The organism is Pseudomonas sp. NPDC088322 (genome assembly GCF_044740745.1).
Classification (GTDB): Bacteria; Pseudomonadota; Gammaproteobacteria; order Pseudomonadales; family Pseudomonadaceae; genus Aquipseudomonas; species Aquipseudomonas shirazensis.
The window spans coordinates 153590-169857 of record NZ_JBIURK010000007.1; the positions used below are offsets into that span (position 1 = coordinate 153590).

At 60.6% G+C, this 16268-nt stretch carries 14 protein-coding genes; 10 read left to right on the forward strand and 4 right to left on the reverse strand.

Annotated elements, in window-relative coordinates; all coding sequences use genetic code 11:
- Positions 1-131 precede the first annotated feature (131 nt).
- Together ACIOAU_RS19105 and aguA are read left to right on the forward strand one after the other, a co-directional pair.
- Positions 132-3032 carry an aminotransferase gene (locus tag ACIOAU_RS19105; RefSeq protein WP_401183949.1) on the forward strand — a complete coding sequence of 967 codons (2901 nt, stop codon included), beginning with the start codon at positions 132-134 and terminating at the stop codon, positions 3030-3032.
- 176 nt (positions 3033-3208) lie between these two features.
- Positions 3209-4315, forward strand: coding sequence for an agmatine deiminase (gene aguA / locus ACIOAU_RS19110; protein WP_401183952.1), 1107 nt, complete (start codon positions 3209-3211; stop codon positions 4313-4315).
- Positions 4316-4771: 456 nt separating this feature from the next.
- Here the strand turns inward: aguA and ACIOAU_RS19115 are convergent, their stop codons facing one another.
- Complete coding sequence (locus tag ACIOAU_RS19115) at positions 4772-6874, reverse strand: TonB-dependent receptor (protein ID WP_401183955.1); 2103 nt, start codon at positions 6872-6874, stop codon at positions 4772-4774.
- Positions 6875-7344: 470 nt separating this feature from the next.
- On the opposite strand from ACIOAU_RS19115, the gene ACIOAU_RS19120 reads away from it, so the two are divergent.
- The 5 genes from ACIOAU_RS19120 to ACIOAU_RS19140 all read left to right on the forward strand — a co-directional run bounded on the left by ACIOAU_RS19120 (position 7345) and on the right by ACIOAU_RS19140 (position 10869).
- Entirely contained in the window at positions 7345-8664 is a 1320-nt protein-coding gene (locus ACIOAU_RS19120) for an OprD family porin (protein ID WP_101322526.1), read from the forward strand.
- Positions 8665-8764: 100 nt separating this feature from the next.
- A complete protein-coding gene (locus ACIOAU_RS19125) occupies positions 8765-8959 on the forward strand; it encodes a hypothetical protein (RefSeq protein WP_401183958.1) in 195 nt (64 codons plus the stop codon).
- Positions 8941-9189: a hypothetical protein gene (locus ACIOAU_RS19130; protein ID WP_401183960.1), complete on the forward strand. Its 249-nt coding sequence runs from the start codon at positions 8941-8943 to the stop codon at positions 9187-9189. The genes ACIOAU_RS19125 and ACIOAU_RS19130 overlap by 19 nt, the downstream gene beginning before the upstream one ends.
- Before the next feature lie 232 nt (positions 9190-9421).
- Positions 9422-9673, forward strand: coding sequence for a helix-turn-helix transcriptional regulator (locus ACIOAU_RS19135; protein ID WP_101323130.1), 252 nt, complete (start codon positions 9422-9424; stop codon positions 9671-9673).
- Positions 9670-10869: a type II toxin-antitoxin system HipA family toxin gene (locus ACIOAU_RS19140; protein ID WP_401183963.1), complete on the forward strand. Its 1200-nt coding sequence runs from the start codon at positions 9670-9672 to the stop codon at positions 10867-10869. The genes ACIOAU_RS19135 and ACIOAU_RS19140 overlap by 4 nt, the downstream gene beginning before the upstream one ends.
- A 9-nt stretch (positions 10870-10878) precedes the next feature.
- On the opposite strand, the gene ACIOAU_RS19145 is transcribed toward ACIOAU_RS19140, so the two are convergent.
- The 3 genes from ACIOAU_RS19145 to ACIOAU_RS19155 all read right to left on the reverse strand — a co-directional run bounded on the left by ACIOAU_RS19145 (position 10879) and on the right by ACIOAU_RS19155 (position 11796).
- Positions 10879-11097: a DUF3079 domain-containing protein gene (locus ACIOAU_RS19145; RefSeq protein ID WP_401183966.1), complete on the reverse strand. Its 219-nt coding sequence runs from the start codon at positions 11095-11097 to the stop codon at positions 10879-10881.
- A gap of 143 nt (positions 11098-11240) precedes the next feature.
- Positions 11241-11525, reverse strand: coding sequence for a DUF3077 domain-containing protein (locus tag ACIOAU_RS19150; protein WP_150573244.1), 285 nt, complete (start codon positions 11523-11525; stop codon positions 11241-11243).
- Between the two features lies 1 nt (position 11526).
- Positions 11527-11796: a hypothetical protein gene (locus ACIOAU_RS19155; RefSeq protein WP_259076762.1), complete on the reverse strand. Its 270-nt coding sequence runs from the start codon at positions 11794-11796 to the stop codon at positions 11527-11529.
- 415 nt (positions 11797-12211) lie between these two features.
- Here ACIOAU_RS19155 and ACIOAU_RS19160 point away from each other — a divergent pair, with 415 nt between their 5' ends.
- From ACIOAU_RS19160 to ACIOAU_RS19170, 3 genes are all read left to right on the forward strand, one after another.
- Entirely contained in the window at positions 12212-12721 is a 510-nt protein-coding gene (locus ACIOAU_RS19160) for a sigma-70 family RNA polymerase sigma factor (protein WP_401183970.1), read from the forward strand.
- Positions 12718-13683 carry a DUF4880 domain-containing protein gene (locus tag ACIOAU_RS19165; protein ID WP_150570487.1) on the forward strand — a complete coding sequence of 322 codons (966 nt, stop codon included), beginning with the start codon at positions 12718-12720 and terminating at the stop codon, positions 13681-13683. The genes ACIOAU_RS19160 and ACIOAU_RS19165 overlap by 4 nt, the downstream gene beginning before the upstream one ends.
- A gap of 105 nt (positions 13684-13788) precedes the next feature.
- Positions 13789-16218, forward strand: coding sequence for a TonB-dependent siderophore receptor (locus ACIOAU_RS19170; protein WP_401183973.1), 2430 nt, complete (start codon positions 13789-13791; stop codon positions 16216-16218).
- Positions 16219-16268: the final 50 nt, after the last annotated feature.

Sequence of the window (16268 nt, forward strand, 5' to 3'; positions counted from 1 at the left end):
TCGATTGCCGCCGGTACTGACAAGCGCATTGATTTGCGCAGCTGTTCTGTCGGCTTGTTTGCAGCTGCCTCTTGTATATCGGCCGCAGCAGTGGCGATATAAGCGACAAAAAAACCGAGGTCACACGCAAAATGCCCCTCAGCACCCTGATTCAGCGTTCCAGCCAGCCCAGCCCTTCGCTCAGCGAAGCGCAGGCACATGCTTTGCTCAGGGCGCATTTTGACCTCGACGGCAACCTGCAGGCGCTGGGCAGCCAACAGGACCTGAACCTGCGCCTGGACAGCGACCAAGGCCGCTTTGTGCTCAAGGCCTGCCACGGCAGCTATGCCGAGATCGAGCTGCAGGCGCAGCATGCGGCGCTGGCCTATCTGGCTGAGCAGGGCGTGCCGGTGCCGGGTGTGCGCGCTGCGCGCAACGGCGAGACGCTGCTGGCGCTGGACGTCGACGGCCAGCCACTGCGCGTGCGCGTGCTCGAGTATATCGAAGGGCAATCGCTGACCCGCCTCAAGCATATGCCGGCCAGTTTGATGGCCGAGCTCGGCGCCTTGTGCGCGAAGGTTGACCTGGCCCTGGTCGACTTCGACCATCCGGGCCTTGCGCGCACCCTGCAGTGGGACCCGCAACATGCCCAGGCGTTGATCGAGCACCTGTTGCCGGTGCTGGGCGATACGCCGCGCCGCGCCCAGCTGCAGGCGGTGGTTGCGCAGGCAGTTGAGGTGTTGGCCAAGGTGCAGGCGCAACTGCCGAGCCAGGCGGTGCATCTGGATATCACCGATGACAATGTGGTCTGGCAGCGCGATGCCCAGCGCGAGTGGCAGTTGCAAGGTGTGATCGACTTTGGCGACCTGGTACGCACCTGGCGCATCGCTGACTTGTCGGTGACCTGTGCTGCGCTACTGCACCATGCCGAAGGTGATCCGCTGCGGATTCTGCCGGTGGTCAGCGCCTATCACGAGGTCAATCTGCTCAGCGAGGCCGAGTTGCTGGCGCTGTGGCCGCTGGTGTTGATGCGTGCTGCGGTGCTGGTGCTGAGCAGCGAGCAGCAACTGACGGTCGATCCGGACAATCAATACATCCGCGACAACATCGCCCACGAGTGGGAGATCTTCGAGACCGCCACCCGTGTTCCAGCAGCATTGATGGAAGCGGCGATTCTGCAAGCCGCTGGCCAGCAATTGCCGACGCTTGCATTGACCGACTGCGCACCTTTACTGCCGGCGCTGGCAGGCCAGGCAGTCACCCGCGTCGACCTCGGCGTGCTCAGCAGGCACTGCGAGGCGGGCAACTGGCAGCAGCCTGGTTTTGATCAGGCTGTGCTGGCCGCCGAACCTGGCGTTGCTTGCAGCCTGCATGGGCAATATCGGCTGTCGCAAACCCACATCGACCGTCCCGACGAGCCGGCCACCTGTGCCCTCGGTGTCGAGCTGAAGCTACCTGAGGGCAGCCCGCTGCAAGCGCCGCATGCTGGTGTATGGCAGCGTGTGAGCGCCAACCATGGCTGCCTGCGCAGCGAGCATTTCAGCCTGTGGCTGCAAGGCTTGCAGAGCATGCCGGAGGATGGCCAAGCGCTGAATCTGGGTGAGGCGCTCGGCACTACTGGCAGCCTGCTCAGCGTGCAGCTGTGCCGCGATAGCAGCGTGCAGCCGCCGTTCTTCGCCACGCCTTCAGCGGCGGCCGCTTGGCTGGCGCTGTGCCCGTCACCGCAAGCCTTGCTGGGGTTTGCCTGCGACGCCGAGCCGCTGCCCGATGCGCAAGCGCTGCTGGCGCGCCGTGATGCCAGCTTCGCCCGCTCGCAGAAACACTACTACGCACAGCCGCCGCATATCGAGCGCGGCTGGCGCAACTACCTGATCGACATGCAGGGCCGCTCGTACCTGGACATGCTCAACAACGTCGCCGTGCTTGGCCACGGCCACCCGCGCATGGCCGCCGAGTCGGCGCGGCAGTGGTCGCTGCTCAACACCAACTCGCGCTTCCACTACGCCGCTGTCGCGGAGTTCTCCGAGCGCTTGCTGGCGCTGGCGCCGGAAGGCTTTGATCGGGTGTTTCTGGTCAACAGCGGCACCGAGGCCAACGACCTCGCCATCCGCCTGGCCTGGGCCTACAGCGGCGGGCGTGACCTGATCAGCGTGCTGGAGGCTTATCACGGCTGGTCGGTGGCTACCGATGCGATTTCCACCTCGATTGCCGACAACCCGCAAGCGCTGCAAACCCGCCCGGAATGGGTGCATCCGGTGGAGGCGCCGAACACCTTCCGCGGTCGCTATCGCGGCGATGACAGCACCGCTGACTACCTGCGTGACGTCGATGCCAAGCTGGCCGACCTCGACGCCCGCGGCCGTCAGCTGGCGGGAATGATCTGCGAGCCGGTGTACGGCAACGCCGGCGGTATTTCGCTGCCGCCGGGCTACCTGCGCGAGGCCTACGCCAAGGTCCGTGCCCGTGGTGGGGTGTGCATCGCCGATGAGGTGCAGGTCGGTTATGGCCGCCTCGGTGATTACTTCTGGGGCTTCGAGCAACAGGGTGTTGCCCCGGACATCATCACCATGGCTAAAGGCATGGGCAACGGCCAGCCGCTGGGTGCAGTGATCACCCGTCGTGAGATTGCCGAGGCGCTGGAAGCCGAGGGGTACTTCTTCTCCTCCGCCGGCGGCAGCCCGGTCAGTTGCCGGATCGGCCTGGCCGTGCTCGACGTGATGCAGGAGGAGGGCCTGTGGGACAACACCCGCAAGGTCGGCGGCTACTTCAAGGCGCGCTTGCAGGCATTGGTCGATAAACATCCGCTGGCGGGTGCTACCCATGGCTCCGGTTTCTATCTGGGGCTGGAGCTGGTGCGTGATCGGCACACCCTTGAACCGGCCACTGAAGAAACCACTACCTTGTGCAATCGCCTGCGCGATCTGGGCATCTTCATGCAGCCAACCGGCGATTACCTGAATATTCTCAAGATCAAACCACCGATGTGCACCACCCGGGCCAGCGTCGATTACTTCGTCGATTGCGTGGATCGCATCCTGCAAGAAGGCCTTTAGCAGCGAACTGGGCCGTCTCAATACTCGATTGTTATCGGTTATTGAGTCGGCCCTTCGTCTGTATTTTCTTCTTCGTTACTATAATTACAGATAATTATCGGCTATAACTGCTCTTAGTGCATGCCGGGCTACCCTGTGCGCCCGCACATACCTCAACTGTAATGCAGAGGACACCGATGAAAACCCTCACCTCGACTCCCCGTGCCGATGGCTTCCATATGCCTGCCGAGTGGGCGCCACAGACCCAGGCCTGGATGATCTGGCCCGAGCGCCCGGACAACTGGCGCCTCGGTGGCAAGCCGGTGCAAGCGGCGCACGTGACCCTGGCCAAGGCAATCGCTCGCTTTGAGCCGGTGACGGTTGGGGTGTCTGCTGCTCAATACCAGAACGCCCGGCGCCAGCTCGACCTGCCTAACATCCGCGTGGTCGAGCTGAGCAACGACGACGCCTGGGTGCGTGACACCGGTCCGACCTTCGTGATCAACGACCACGGCGAAGTGCGCGGTGTCGATTGGGCTTTCAACGCCTGGGGCGGTTTTGATGGTGGCTTGTATGCACCGTGGAACCGTGACGAAGACGTCGCCACCAAAATTCTCGAAATGGAACGCTGCCAGCGGTATCAGACCGAAGGCTTCGTGCTTGAAGGCGGCTCGATCCACGTCGACGGTGAAGGCACGCTGATCACCACCGAAGAGTGCCTGCTCAACCGTAACCGCAACCCGCACCTGAGCCGCGAGCAGATCGAACAGATCCTGCGCGACCAGTTGGCGGTAGACACCATTGTCTGGCTGCCTGACGGCCTGTTCAACGACGAGACCGATGGCCACGTCGACAACTTCTGCTGTTACGTCGCCCCAGGTGAGGTGTTACTGGCCTGGACCGATGATTCCAACGACCCCAACTACGCGCGCTGCCACGCCGCACTGGAAGTGCTGGAAAACACCCGTGACGCCAAAGGCCGTACTTTTGTAGTGCACAAGATGCCGATCCCAGGCCCGCTCTACGCAACCGAAGAAGAGTGCTCAGGCGTCGACCAGGTGGCCGGTAGCCAGGAGCGCAGCCCTGCCGAGCGCCTGGCGGGCTCGTACGTGAACTTCCTGATCGTCAACGGCGGCATCATCGCGCCGAGCTTCGATGACCCGGCAGATGCCGAAGCTAGAGCCATCCTGGCGAAGATCTTCCCCAACCATGAGGTGGTGATGATCCCCGGCCGCGAGCTGCTGCTCGGTGGCGGTAACATCCACTGCCTGACTCAGCAACAACCGGCGCCGCACAAGCGCTAACTCTCTGATAGAAAAGAAGCCCGTCGATTGACGGGCTTTTTTTATGCGCGGCCGACGGCAGACGCGGTAAATGGCACACCTCTTGTATCGTTTCCCATTGTGTTTCAAGCAGATAGGTTTAAACCGATCTGTCACAAACTCAACGTAAGTTAGCCGCTCACGGGCCCAGGGAGTACGTGTTGAAATGAATGCAGCAAGTGAGTCGGTTTTGCACCCATCGGCAGTAAATCACCAATCGCTCAAAATGCTGACGCAGTGGTTGAAGCACCATGGAAGCAAGCGGGTCAGGACGACCGATACCCGACGTCTGTTGCATGAGCGCTATCCACGAGGACTGATCAGCGATGCTGAGCTTGAGGCGCTGGTAGCCATCTGGCATTGAGCAGGCAGTGCTCCCGAGCTGTTGAACAAGAACGCCACCGCTGATTGCGGTGGCGTTTTTATTGGGCGAGTGAATCAGAAGTTGTAGGTGCCGGTCATGACCAGGCTGCGCGGGTCGCCCAGCTGGATCTGTGCGGCACTGGTGGCGGAGGCGTAGTAGGTCTTGTCGGTCAGGTTGTTCAGTGCGGCGCGCACATCCCAGTCCGTGGTGCGCAGGCCGACCAGCGCGTCCCAGCGGCCATAGCCTGGCAGCAGGATGGTGTTCTGGTTGTCGGCAAAGCGCTCACCAACCATTGTCAGGCCGGTTTCGGCGTACCAGCCCAGTTGCGGTTTCCAGCTGATGAACAGACTGCCGTTGCGCTTGGCTACATCGTTGATGCGGTTGCCTTGCTGGTTGCTGTTGTCCTTGACGATGGTCGCATCCTGAAGGCCGATGCCACCGCGCACATACCAGTTGCCAATGATGTTGCCGGTCGCGGTCAGCTCGATGCCGCGTGAGCGTTGCAGGCCGCTGAGCAGGAACAGTTCAGGGTTATCGGCATCGCGGGTACGACGGTTGTACAGCTCCAGTTCATAGATGGCCAGGGTGGTGCTCAGGCGCTCGTCGAACCAGTCGCTCTTGACCCCGATTTCCTTCTGCCGGCTCAGCTCAGGGTCGGTTTTGTTGGTATTGCCGGCGGCGCCCGGCGTGATGCCGATCAGGCCGCCGCCGACTGGCGAGAAGGTCTTGCTCCACGAGGCGTAGAACGAGTGCTCGCGCCACGGTGAGTACACCACGCCGATGCGCGGGCTGGTGCTGGTGCTGGTTTGCGGCTCGCTGGCGCTGTTAAGGCGGTTGGTGGTCTCGACCTCGAAGCGGTCAAAGCGCAGCCCCGCCAGAATCTGCCATTGCTCGTTCAGGCGGATCTGGTCTTGCAGGTACAGGCCGCGGCTGTCGACCACGGTGTGGTTGTTGCTCGACACGCGCATGCGGCCGTTGTGTTGCAGGCTGCGATCAGGGTTGTCCAGGTCAAGGCTCGGCACCGCTGTGCCGCCTTGGTTGGTCGGCAATGCGTTGCGCAACAGCGGGTCGCGGCGCTGGTGGCCCAGCTCCAGGCCGACCAGCACGGTGTGGTGCAGGCCCCAGGTGGCGAACTCGCCTTCGGCTTCAAGGTTGTTGAACAGGTTGCGAGTTTTCAGATCCTGCTGCCACCGCTGGCGAGTCACCGTGTTGCTGGCGGCGTTGTAGCCGGTGGCGTAGGTGTTGTCGAACTGGCTGTCGAGCTGGAACAGGCCCAGCGTGTGGCGCAACTGCCAGTTGTCGCTGAGCTGATAGTTCAAGCGCGAGCGCAGCGACTGCGCCTGGTCATCGATGAAGTCGCGCTGGGTATCGCTGTAAGTCGTGCCCCGGTCGACGTCGGCCGGGCGGCCATTCACACCCGGGATGCCGCGATCAGGGGTGCGGTTGAAGCGGCTGTATTCGTACTGCACCAGCCAGTTCAGGTCTGGCGTCAGTTGCCAGCTCATCGACGGCGCGAACAGCTGGCGGTTGCCATCGACGCCATCGCGAAAGCTGTTGTAGTCGAGGTTACCCATGTTCAAACGCAGGCTGATGGTGTCGCTTGGGTCGGCGCTGAGGTCGGCGTAAAGGCTGCGCATATCTTCGCTGCCCGCCTGGGCTTCGATGCTCGAGCGCCGGCCATGCTCTGGCGCCTTGCTCACCCGGTTGACGATACCGCCCTGGCCGCCACGGCCATACAGCACCGCGGCCGGGCCCTTGAGCACCTCGACCCGCTCGATATTGTGCAGATCGCGTATGTATTGGCTGTCGTCGCGAATGCCGTCCAGATAGAAGTCGTTGCTGCTCTCGAAGCCGCGGATACGCACGCTGTCGAAACGCGTATCGGCACCGCTGCTGACGTTGGGGATGCCTTCCAGCGCCTTGCCCAGGTTGTTGCTGCCGTAATCCAGCAGGTTGCTGGTCTTCACCGTGTCGATGGCTTGCGGTACGTCGCGCACCGCTGTGGAGGTGCGAGTCGCCGTGCTGACTTCCTTGACCCGGGGGTTGTCCCGTTCACGCTCGCCATCGGCGGTGACCGAGAGCTCTGGCAGGGTAGTGGTGGCGGCAGTGGCAACGCCCGCGCTGCACAGCAGCGACAGGCTCAGGGACAGGGGCGAAAGGCGGCGAGGCACACGCATGACGGCATCCAAACAAGCAGTTAATGAAAAATGGATGCGGATGGTAATGCTTGCTATTAGCGCTTGCTCGGGTAATTCGTAAAGCCCTGTCTTTACATGTGTATCTCGATGTAACAGGGTCGGCGGCGCTGATCGTAGAGCCATTTATTGTTGTATGTAGGTTGAATTACCGCCTTATGGGAAAAAATGCCCCACGCAAGGGCAGATACGCATTGAAATGCACTATTGCGAGGTGTTTTTTTGGTTATATACACCTGCCTTTCACGATTTTTTGACATTGAGAAGCAGGGGCGGCTAGGATTCGCCATCGCTTGCTGGCCATGACATGGCCATGCGGCTGCGAAAGCCCGCCAGTTGAGCATCGGCACGGCTTGTCAGTTGGATCCGCATAACGTCGAACCTACGAAGGGGCGTTGGTTTCCGGGCGTAAAAATGCACAGTGTTTTTGATTAAAAATAAAGGAAAAGAAAATGTTGAAAACCAGGATCAGCCTGATCGCCCTGGCACTCGTTGCCGCGACCCAGGCACAGGCCAATGACCAGGCCGAGAGCAAGGGCTTTGTTGAAGACAGCCACGCCAACATCCTGCTGCGCAACGGTTTCATCAACCGTGACAAGAAACACGGCACCAATGACCAGTCCCAATGGGGCCAGGCCTTCATCGGTAACTTCTCCTCCGGCTTCACCCAAGGCACCGTCGGCGTAGGCGTTGACGCCTTCGGCCTGTACGCACTGCGCCTGGACGGCGGCAAAGGCCGTAACGGCGGCGGCGGTATCGACTTCTTCAAGCGGGAAAACACCGTTGACGCAGATGGCCAGAGCGCTGCTGCCAACGACCTCGCCCGTGCTGGCGCTGCGGTCAAGTTCCGCATCTCCAACACCGTGCTGAAGTACGGTGACCAGATGCCGGCCCTGCCAGTGCTGCAGTACGACGACTCGCGCCTGCTGCCAGAAAGCTTCACCGGTACCATGATCACCTCCAAGGAGATCGAAGGCCTCGAGCTGAACGCCGGTCGCTTCACTCAGGAAGTGCGCAAGAGCGCCGAGCACCGCGACAGCGGTGGCCTGAAGTCGATCAATGTGTTGGGTGGTAGCTACAAGTTCACCGACAACTTCACCGCGTCGCTGTACACAGCCGACAACGAAGACGTCATGAAGAAGCACTACCTGGGCTTGAACTACGTCTTCCCGATCGCTGCTGACCAGTCGCTGACCCTCGACTTCAACGGCTACAAGTCGGACATCGACAAGAAGTTCGTCCAGGCTGCAGGCCTGAACGGCGACTCCAACACCATCTGGAGCCTGGCCGCTACCTACGCCTACGGCGCGCACTCGTTCACCCTGGCGCACCAGCGCAGCACCGGCAGCACCGGCTACAACTACGGCTGGTACCAGAACGAAGGCGGCGTGGGTGACGGTGGTTCGACCATCTACCTGGCCAACTCGTACTGGTCTGACTTCAACGCTGAAGACGAGCGCTCCTGGCAGCTCGGCTACGGCCTGGACTTCAGCACCTTCGGCGTGCCTGGCCTGACCTACAAGCTGGCCTACGTTGTCGGCGACAACATCAACACCCGCAACGTCGCCAACCCACAAGGCTTCGGCGAAGGCAAAGAGCGCGAGATCTTCAGCCAGGTCCGTTACGTCGTTCAAGACGGCCCGGCCAAGGACCTGTCGGTCAAACTGCGTGGCTCGTTCCTGCGTACCAACAACGCGGTACAGCAGAACGGCTACAACGACGACGGCAACGAAGTTCGTGTGTTTGTTGAGTATCCGATCAGCATCTTCTGATTCTGGTTGGGTGACGAAAAGGGCCGCTTAGCGGCCCTTTTTGCGTTTTAGGGAGTTGGATTAGTGCTGTAGTCTCATTCCAAATCGAGGGACATCTGGAATGAGCATCATCAAGCGCCCACCCGAGGTCATCACGGACCCGCTCGGGCTCATCAGCGCACAGCATCAGGACCAGGCAGCGCAATATTTCGCGCTGGCCCATCCGCTCGATCCGAAAGGCAGTTACTGCACTTTGACGAGTAGCGGTTTCGGCTTCTTGCTGGGCTGGATGCCACATTGGCTTGGTCCCTCATAAAACGTGCGAGAAGCGTTCAACTCACCCCGACGCTGATGCTCGGCGAGCCTGCTTATCAGTGCTGTTATCTGCACACGCCCGCCATGCATATGGCCGTTGCAGAATGCGACCGACATACAACCAAACGTCAGCTGGAATTGATGGGCTCGAAGGTTGGCGAGGGCAATCACCTCCAGTATTTGCTCACTGACCTGATTGAAGATGAGGCGATCAGCAGTAGTTTGCGCTGATTCAGCTACGAGCATGAGCGCCGCGAGGGCCGAGAACCCGTCTTCTACTCGCTTCTCGAGGTATACAAACCCGGCCTCCCTGAACCTGCGCTTTGAGCGAAGATCACCGGCTCAGCAAACTGCCAAAACGGTCCGGCATATGGCCGAGGCCAGCAGTTCACCACATATCAATTGATTTTCGATATGGTCACGTATACGTTACATGTCAATCCAATTGTCTCGTATTCTAAACATGGACCACGAACTGCTAACTCAGCGCTTAGGGCGACAAATACGCACACGGCGCCTTCATCGAGGGCTCACCCAGCAACAGCTTGCAGAGCTGGCAAACCTTACTCGTCAGAAAATCATCGCTGTGGAGAAAGGTAGCCTATCCGTTGCTATCGCCGCCTATGCTAAAGCTCTTGGCGCAATGGATTGCGAGTTGCGAGTGATTGCTGCAGCCATGCCTACGTTGGAAGAGATCCAGGGGATGTTTGAATGAGCGCTTCACTGACTGTAACGACACCCCAAGGTATCAGCGGAACAATCCTTACCAGCGCTGCTGATTACCTGTTTCGTTACGCTGCGGAGGCTGAGCCGCGCGCTGCAGTCAGCCTGCTCATGCCTACCCGCACGGAAGAGTACCGCCATCGAGATTTGCATCCGGTATTTCAGATGAACCTGCCGGAAGGTTATGTGCTCGAGCAGCTACGCAACCGCCTGGCAAAGATCGCCAAAGTCGACCCCATGTTGCTACTGGCGTTATCTGGCAGCAGCTCTCCCATAGGCCGGGTGTACGTCAGCTCGCGCACGGTTGATGCGTTGCTTGAGCGTGAGCAGTTTCCTGGCGAAAAGCTGGACGAAATTTTATCTTGGGACGGCTCGCACGACATCTTCGCCGACCTGGTGGATCGCTACATCCTGCGTGCCGGTATCTCGGGTGTGCAGCCTAAAGTCCTGGTGCCTGAACAACGAAATTCAACACCACAGCGGTTCACCTCGAAGACTTCGGAATTGATCATCAAAAGTGGCCGCGACGAATATCCCGGCCTGGCCATCAATGAGTACCTGTGCATGACCATCGCGCAGGCCTCAGGGCTGCCCGTGCCGCCGTTCTTCCTCTCGGACAACGCCAAGTTGTTCGTCATGCGCCGCTTCGACCGCGACGAGCAGCACAACCCAATCGGTTTTGAAGACATGACGGCGTTGATGGGACTGCCAGCAGAGCAGAAGTACAGCAAGAGCTATGCAGCGATTGCCAAGGCAATCCGCGTGTTCTGCGCACCCGAGCACCTCAATGCCTCGCTCACGCAACTGTTCGAGATGGTTACGCTGAGCTGCATCGTCGGTAACGGCGATGCCCATCTGAAAAACTTTGGCCTGCTCTATTCTGACCCCGTGATGCGCGATGCCCGCCTGGCGCCCGCTTACGATATCGTCAACACCACGGCTTACATCCCCGAAGATGTGCTCGCGCTTACGCTCGCCGGCAATAAGTCGATGTTTGCATCCCGTCAGGGCTTGCTGGACTTTGCCGAGACGTGTGGTGTAGCGCAACCGGGTGAAATTATCCGCAAGCAGTTGCAGGCGCTTGAGCAAGTACTGGCGAAAGCGCCGGAGCTATGCGAGCAGGCGCCGCACGTAGTTGCGGCGATCAAGCAGAGTGCAGGGCCGTTTATTCGGAGCTTTGGCAGCTGAGACGCACGGTCAGATGCTTGAATTTTGCGGCAGGTTCTCACCGCTGTGAACGTCCGTCTCTCGCGACCACGCTTCATGCTCGTACCAATCCTCACCAAACAACTCAGCTGGGTGCATCGTCCGATCATCACCATTTCCGCAGGCCAGCGCTTTGGCCGGGCAGTACAGGTCGCATCCCCAGCAAATGCGTTCGGGATGGCTCGGGTTGAGGGGGAATTTCTTGGCCATGCAGCGCCCTCGTTGTAGCGGTCATTGCGCTTAGGTTACTGCTGCCGTGAGTGCGGATTTTGATCGGAATCAACTTGATGCTGCTTACCCTGTGCCTCGTCTAGCTGCGCAGTGTGAGGGCCGCCGAGCGACCCTAGCTGCGCCTATGATGTCGCGCGTTGAGCTCGGTTTCGCGCGATCTCGATGTCGTCCATGATCGCCTTGGCGAAGGTGCTCAGGTAATCCGCTGCGCCGAGCAGCTTGTGGTCATTCTCCATATCGCCCTCGCGGACCAGATGCTTGATGTAGCCCAGCAGTACTGACACGTGTTCATAGGCATGCTCGAACGGCACTCCGGGCATGACCCGAAATATGTGAGAGGACCTTTCACCCGATTCGAAGAACGTTTCGACGCCGGCCGTGACATTGGTTTTTTGATCGTCGCTCATCTCAGCATTCCTCCGGCTTGGCGGGCAGGCAGGTCAATGCGTAGTCAATCAGAGCGCGTGAGGCATCGGCGGTATGGGCGGCGTTCGCCAGCATGTTCAGCCCGGCCTGGTAAGGATGGGCGCGGCGGTGTTGGTCGATGGTTTCGGCTACGCCAAGCAGTAGTTTGCTGGCATGGGCAAGGATTTCAGAAGTAGTGACGTTTGGATGGAGGCTGAAGGAGGACCGTTGGGTGAAGTCTTGGCGGGGTGGGTCGGGGACGAGTTTCTTCATGGTGGATCTCTCATTTCGTGACAGGAGCCACCAGCTCGACCTTTCTCACGGATCAAGGTGGCAGCCGTACGCAGGGTGAGAAACCGAGGAAACGAGCAAAACCCGGCCAGACCGAAGTCTGCCCGCGCACGGCTGCCATAACGACTTGCCGCTGCATTTCATGCGGGTTCTCACACCCGGTCACCGGAAACTGGCGACCCAGAGACGTTATCCCTGAGGCATTTCCCCGACAACAGCGAAGGTTCGGCAAGGTGCGTAGGATAGTTCCGAAGAGCCCTCGGCTGAAGCATTTGGTTGCAGGTTGGGAAATGTCCTACGGCGCTGCTGCGCGGCAGAGAAGAAACGCCTAACCCGTTTCTAATGAGAAGTATTACCATGTGCGACTCATTCAAGTCTCCCGTCGGATATCGCACTCATGGCCTCATCCTCGACAACCCATCAAATGGTGGGCGAACTCTATGCTCAGCATCACAGCTGGGTGGTGCAGTTACTGCGGCGCAAGCTGGGCGGGCATGAGCAGGCCGTGGATCTGGCGCAGGACACTTTCCTGCGTATTTTGAGCAGCGGCAGCGTGCCGGTTTTCCGCGAGCCTCGCGCCTACCTCACCACCGTCGCCAGCCGCTTGTGCGTGCAGTATTTCCGCCGCCAGGCCCTGGAGCGGGCGTATGAACAGTCGCTGGCTATCCTGGAGCCGGAACATATGCCGTCGCCGGAAACCCGCTTGCTGGTGCTCGAAGCGCTGGACGCGGTAGGGCAGGTACTGGACGGGTTGGGCAGCAAGGTGCGGGAGATATTCCTGCTGTCGCAGCTCGATGGCCTGACTTATCCACAGATCGCAGCGCGCATGGACCTCAGCGTGAATGTGGTGCAAAAAGCCATGCTCAAGGCCTATCGCCATTGCTACCTGGCGGTGTACGCGCCATGAGTCGCTTCAAGGTCGCTAACGATCAGCCCCTGGACGAAAGCGTGCTGGACCAGGCCTTGAACTGGATGGTTGCCCTGCAGTCGGGCACCAGCAGTGCTGCCGAGCAGCAGGCGTGCCAGCACTGGCGCAACGAGAGCCCCCAGCACGAACTGGCCTGGCAGCGTTTGGTCGGGCTGAGCCGCGACATGCGCCTCAACCAGGTGCTCACGGCCCCCGGAGCGCGGCAATTGCTGCAGGCGCGCAGTGCCGTTTCGCGACGCACCTTGCTCAAGGGCTTTGCCGGCCTGAGTGTGGCCAGCGCCCTCGGCTTGGGGGTGCGCGAGCGGGTGTTGCTGCCGGAGTTGTTCAGCGATTACCACACCGCCACCGGGGAGCGGCGCCATGTACGGCTGGACGATGGCGCTGCATTGCAGCTGGATACCCGCACCGCGATGGATGTCGAGGGGGCTCGCCTGACGCTTAACCTGGGCAGGCTGTTGCTGGCCAACGGTGCCAGCGACAGTCGGGCGATCAAGACCGCGGATGGTTGGATACGGCCAGCCGCGCTGTCGCGGTTGATCATCAGCCACGGGCTGCCAGGCCAGCCGGGTACGCAGGTGCAAATGCTCTCCGGCAGTGCGCAGGTCGAGCCATCGCGTGGCCCCCGCACCCAGGTGGAAGCCGGCCAGCAGCTGAGCTTCAACAACCTGCTGAGCGGGCAGCCGACCCGCGTGCCAGCCACCGCCGAAGCCTGGAGCCAAGGCCTGTTGATCGCCGAGCGCATGCCACTGGGCGAGGTGCTTGAGCAACTTGATCGCTACCGGCGCGGGCTGCTGCGCTGCGACCCGGCTGTGGCGGGCTTGCAGGTGTCGGGTTCGTTCTCGCTGGACCAACCCGAGGCCAGTCTCGACCTGCTGGCCAAGGTACTGCCGGTGCGTGTGCAACGGGTGTGGGGTTACCTGGCCAGCGTGGTGCCGGCTTAGTTTTGAGTATTTTTCACGGTGGCCGGCAGTATTTCCGTTCTCGAGCATCAAGACAGGCAAGACGCTGAAAAAGCGCCCGCCAACCTTCTCGACAGGACAGTCTCTATGCTCATCCGCGTCACACCCCTCGCCAGCGCGTTACGCACCGCGATCTTCGGTTTATCGTTGGTTACTGCCAGTCACAGCGCGATTGCCGCCAGCCCGGTAACCACCGGGGAACACTCCCAGGCTCAGGCCTTTGACATTCCCGCCGGTAACCTCGACCGCGTGTTGGGTGCGTTCGGGCAGCAGGCCGGTGTGATGGTTGGCATTGATTCAGCGCTTTCCTCCGGCGTGCAAAGCAGCGGTTTGCAAGGTAGCTTCGCAGTGGAAGAAGGCCTTGAGCGCTTGCTGGGCCCGGTAGGGCTGCAGGCTGAACCTGCAGACGGCGGGTATCGGGTGGTGGCCAAACCCGTGTCCCAGGATGGCAAGGTCGAGTTGCAAGCGACGCAGGTGAGTGCCAACCAGTTGGGCACCATTACCGAAGGCTCGGGTTCCTATACCCCCGGCACCATCGCCACCGCGACGCGCCTGGTACTGACGCCACGGGAAACGCCGCAGTCGATTTCCGTAGTGACGCGCCAGGCCATGGATGACTTCAGCCTCAAGTCGATCGACGACGTGATGCGTCACACGCCGGGTATCACGGTCGCGGCCTATGACAGTGAGCGTACGTCGTATTATTCGCGCGGGTTCGCCATTCGCAACTTCCAGTACGACGGCATCCCGATCCTGCAGGATGCGCAGTATTCTTCTGGTCACACCCTCACTGACACGGTGATCTACGACCGTGTCGAAGTGCTCAAGGGCGCTACCGGCCTGCTCACCGGCGCCGGCGGCCCTGGCGGCACCATCAACATGGTGCGCAAAAAGCCCACGTCCGAGTTCAAGGGTTACATCGACCTCGGCGCGGGCTCATGGGACAACTATCGCTCGGAAGTCGATGTCAGCGGCTCGTTGACCGACTCCGGCAACATCCGTGGTCGCGCCGTCGCGGCCTATCAGGACAAGCACTCGTTCCTCGACCACTACCAACGCCAGACCGCCGTGTACTACGGCATCCTCGAGTTCGATCTGGCGCCTGATACGCTGCTGACGATTGGCGCCGACTACCAGGACAGCGACCCGCAGGGTTCCAGCTGGTCTGGCTCGGCCTCGCTATATGACTCGGACGGCAATCGCATCAGCACCCACCGCGGCTTCAACAACGGCACCAAGTTCAGCAAATGGGAGCAGTACACCCGTACCGGCTTCGCGACGTTGGAGCACACATTCGCCAATGGCTGGGTCGGCAAGGCGCAGTACAACCACCAGATCAACGGCTACAATGCGCCGCTCTCTGCCCTGCTGTCGCCAAACGCCGCCACCGGCAAAGCCTCGCTGCTGACTCGTGCCTACGACGGCGAAACCATCAGCGATACCGGCGACTTGTACGCCACCGGACCGTTCAGCCTGTTTGGCCGCGAGCATGAATTGGTGGTCGGCACCTCGGTATCGCGCTCGCGCTGGACCGGCAGCAACTACACCAGCGCCGTCTACAGCGATGGCAACAGCCACGACTATTTCAACTGGGACGGCGACGCCGCCAAGCCGGGCCGAGGTCCGGAAACCGCCTACAACGACGAAACCACGCGCCAGAGCGCCGGCTACATGACCGCGCGCTTCAACGTGACGGATGACCTGCACCTGATGCTCGGCACTCGCGTGAACAACTTCGAAGTCACCGGCACCAGCCAGGTCAAGGACACTGGCAAGGTACTGCCTTATGCCGGCATCACCTACGACCTCAACGAGAATTTCTCGGCGTATGCCAGCTACTCCGATATCTACCTGCCGCAGCGTGAGTATCGCGACATCAATGACAAACCGGTCGAGCCGGATGAAGGCAAGAACTATGAGCTAGGCCTCAAGGGTGAATTCTTTGACGGCCGCCTCAACGCCAGCATCGCCTACTTTGAAGTCCACGAAGACAACCGCGCAGTCACCGACGACCGCTACGTGCGAGGCAGCATCCCCGGGCTGGACGGTGCCTATAAGGGCGTTGAATCCAAGACCAAGGGCTATGAAGCGGAAATCTCCGGCGAACTGGCCCCCGGCTGGCAATTGCAGGCGGGCTACACCCACAAGATCATGCGCGACAATCAAGGTGAGAAACTCTCCACCTGGGAACCGGAAGACCAGGTCAACCTCTACACCACCTACAAACTGACCGGCCCGCTGGACAAGCTCACCCTGGGCAGCGGCGTACGCTGGCAGAGTACCGGCTGGAAACTGCTGACCAATAACTACACCACCATGACCACCGACAAGTTCTCCCAAGACCCACTTTGGGTGGTGGATGCAATGGTCCGCTATCAAGTCACCGACAACGTCTCGGCCACGCTTAACGTCAATAACGTGTTCGACAAGAAGTACTACACCAATATTGGTTTCTACAACTCGGTGTATTACGGCGATCCGCGGAACGTGATGCTCTCTACTCGGTGGAATTTCTAGCCGCAGGTTGATGCAGGTACGCGACATAAGGGGACTCCCTTTTATCGAGG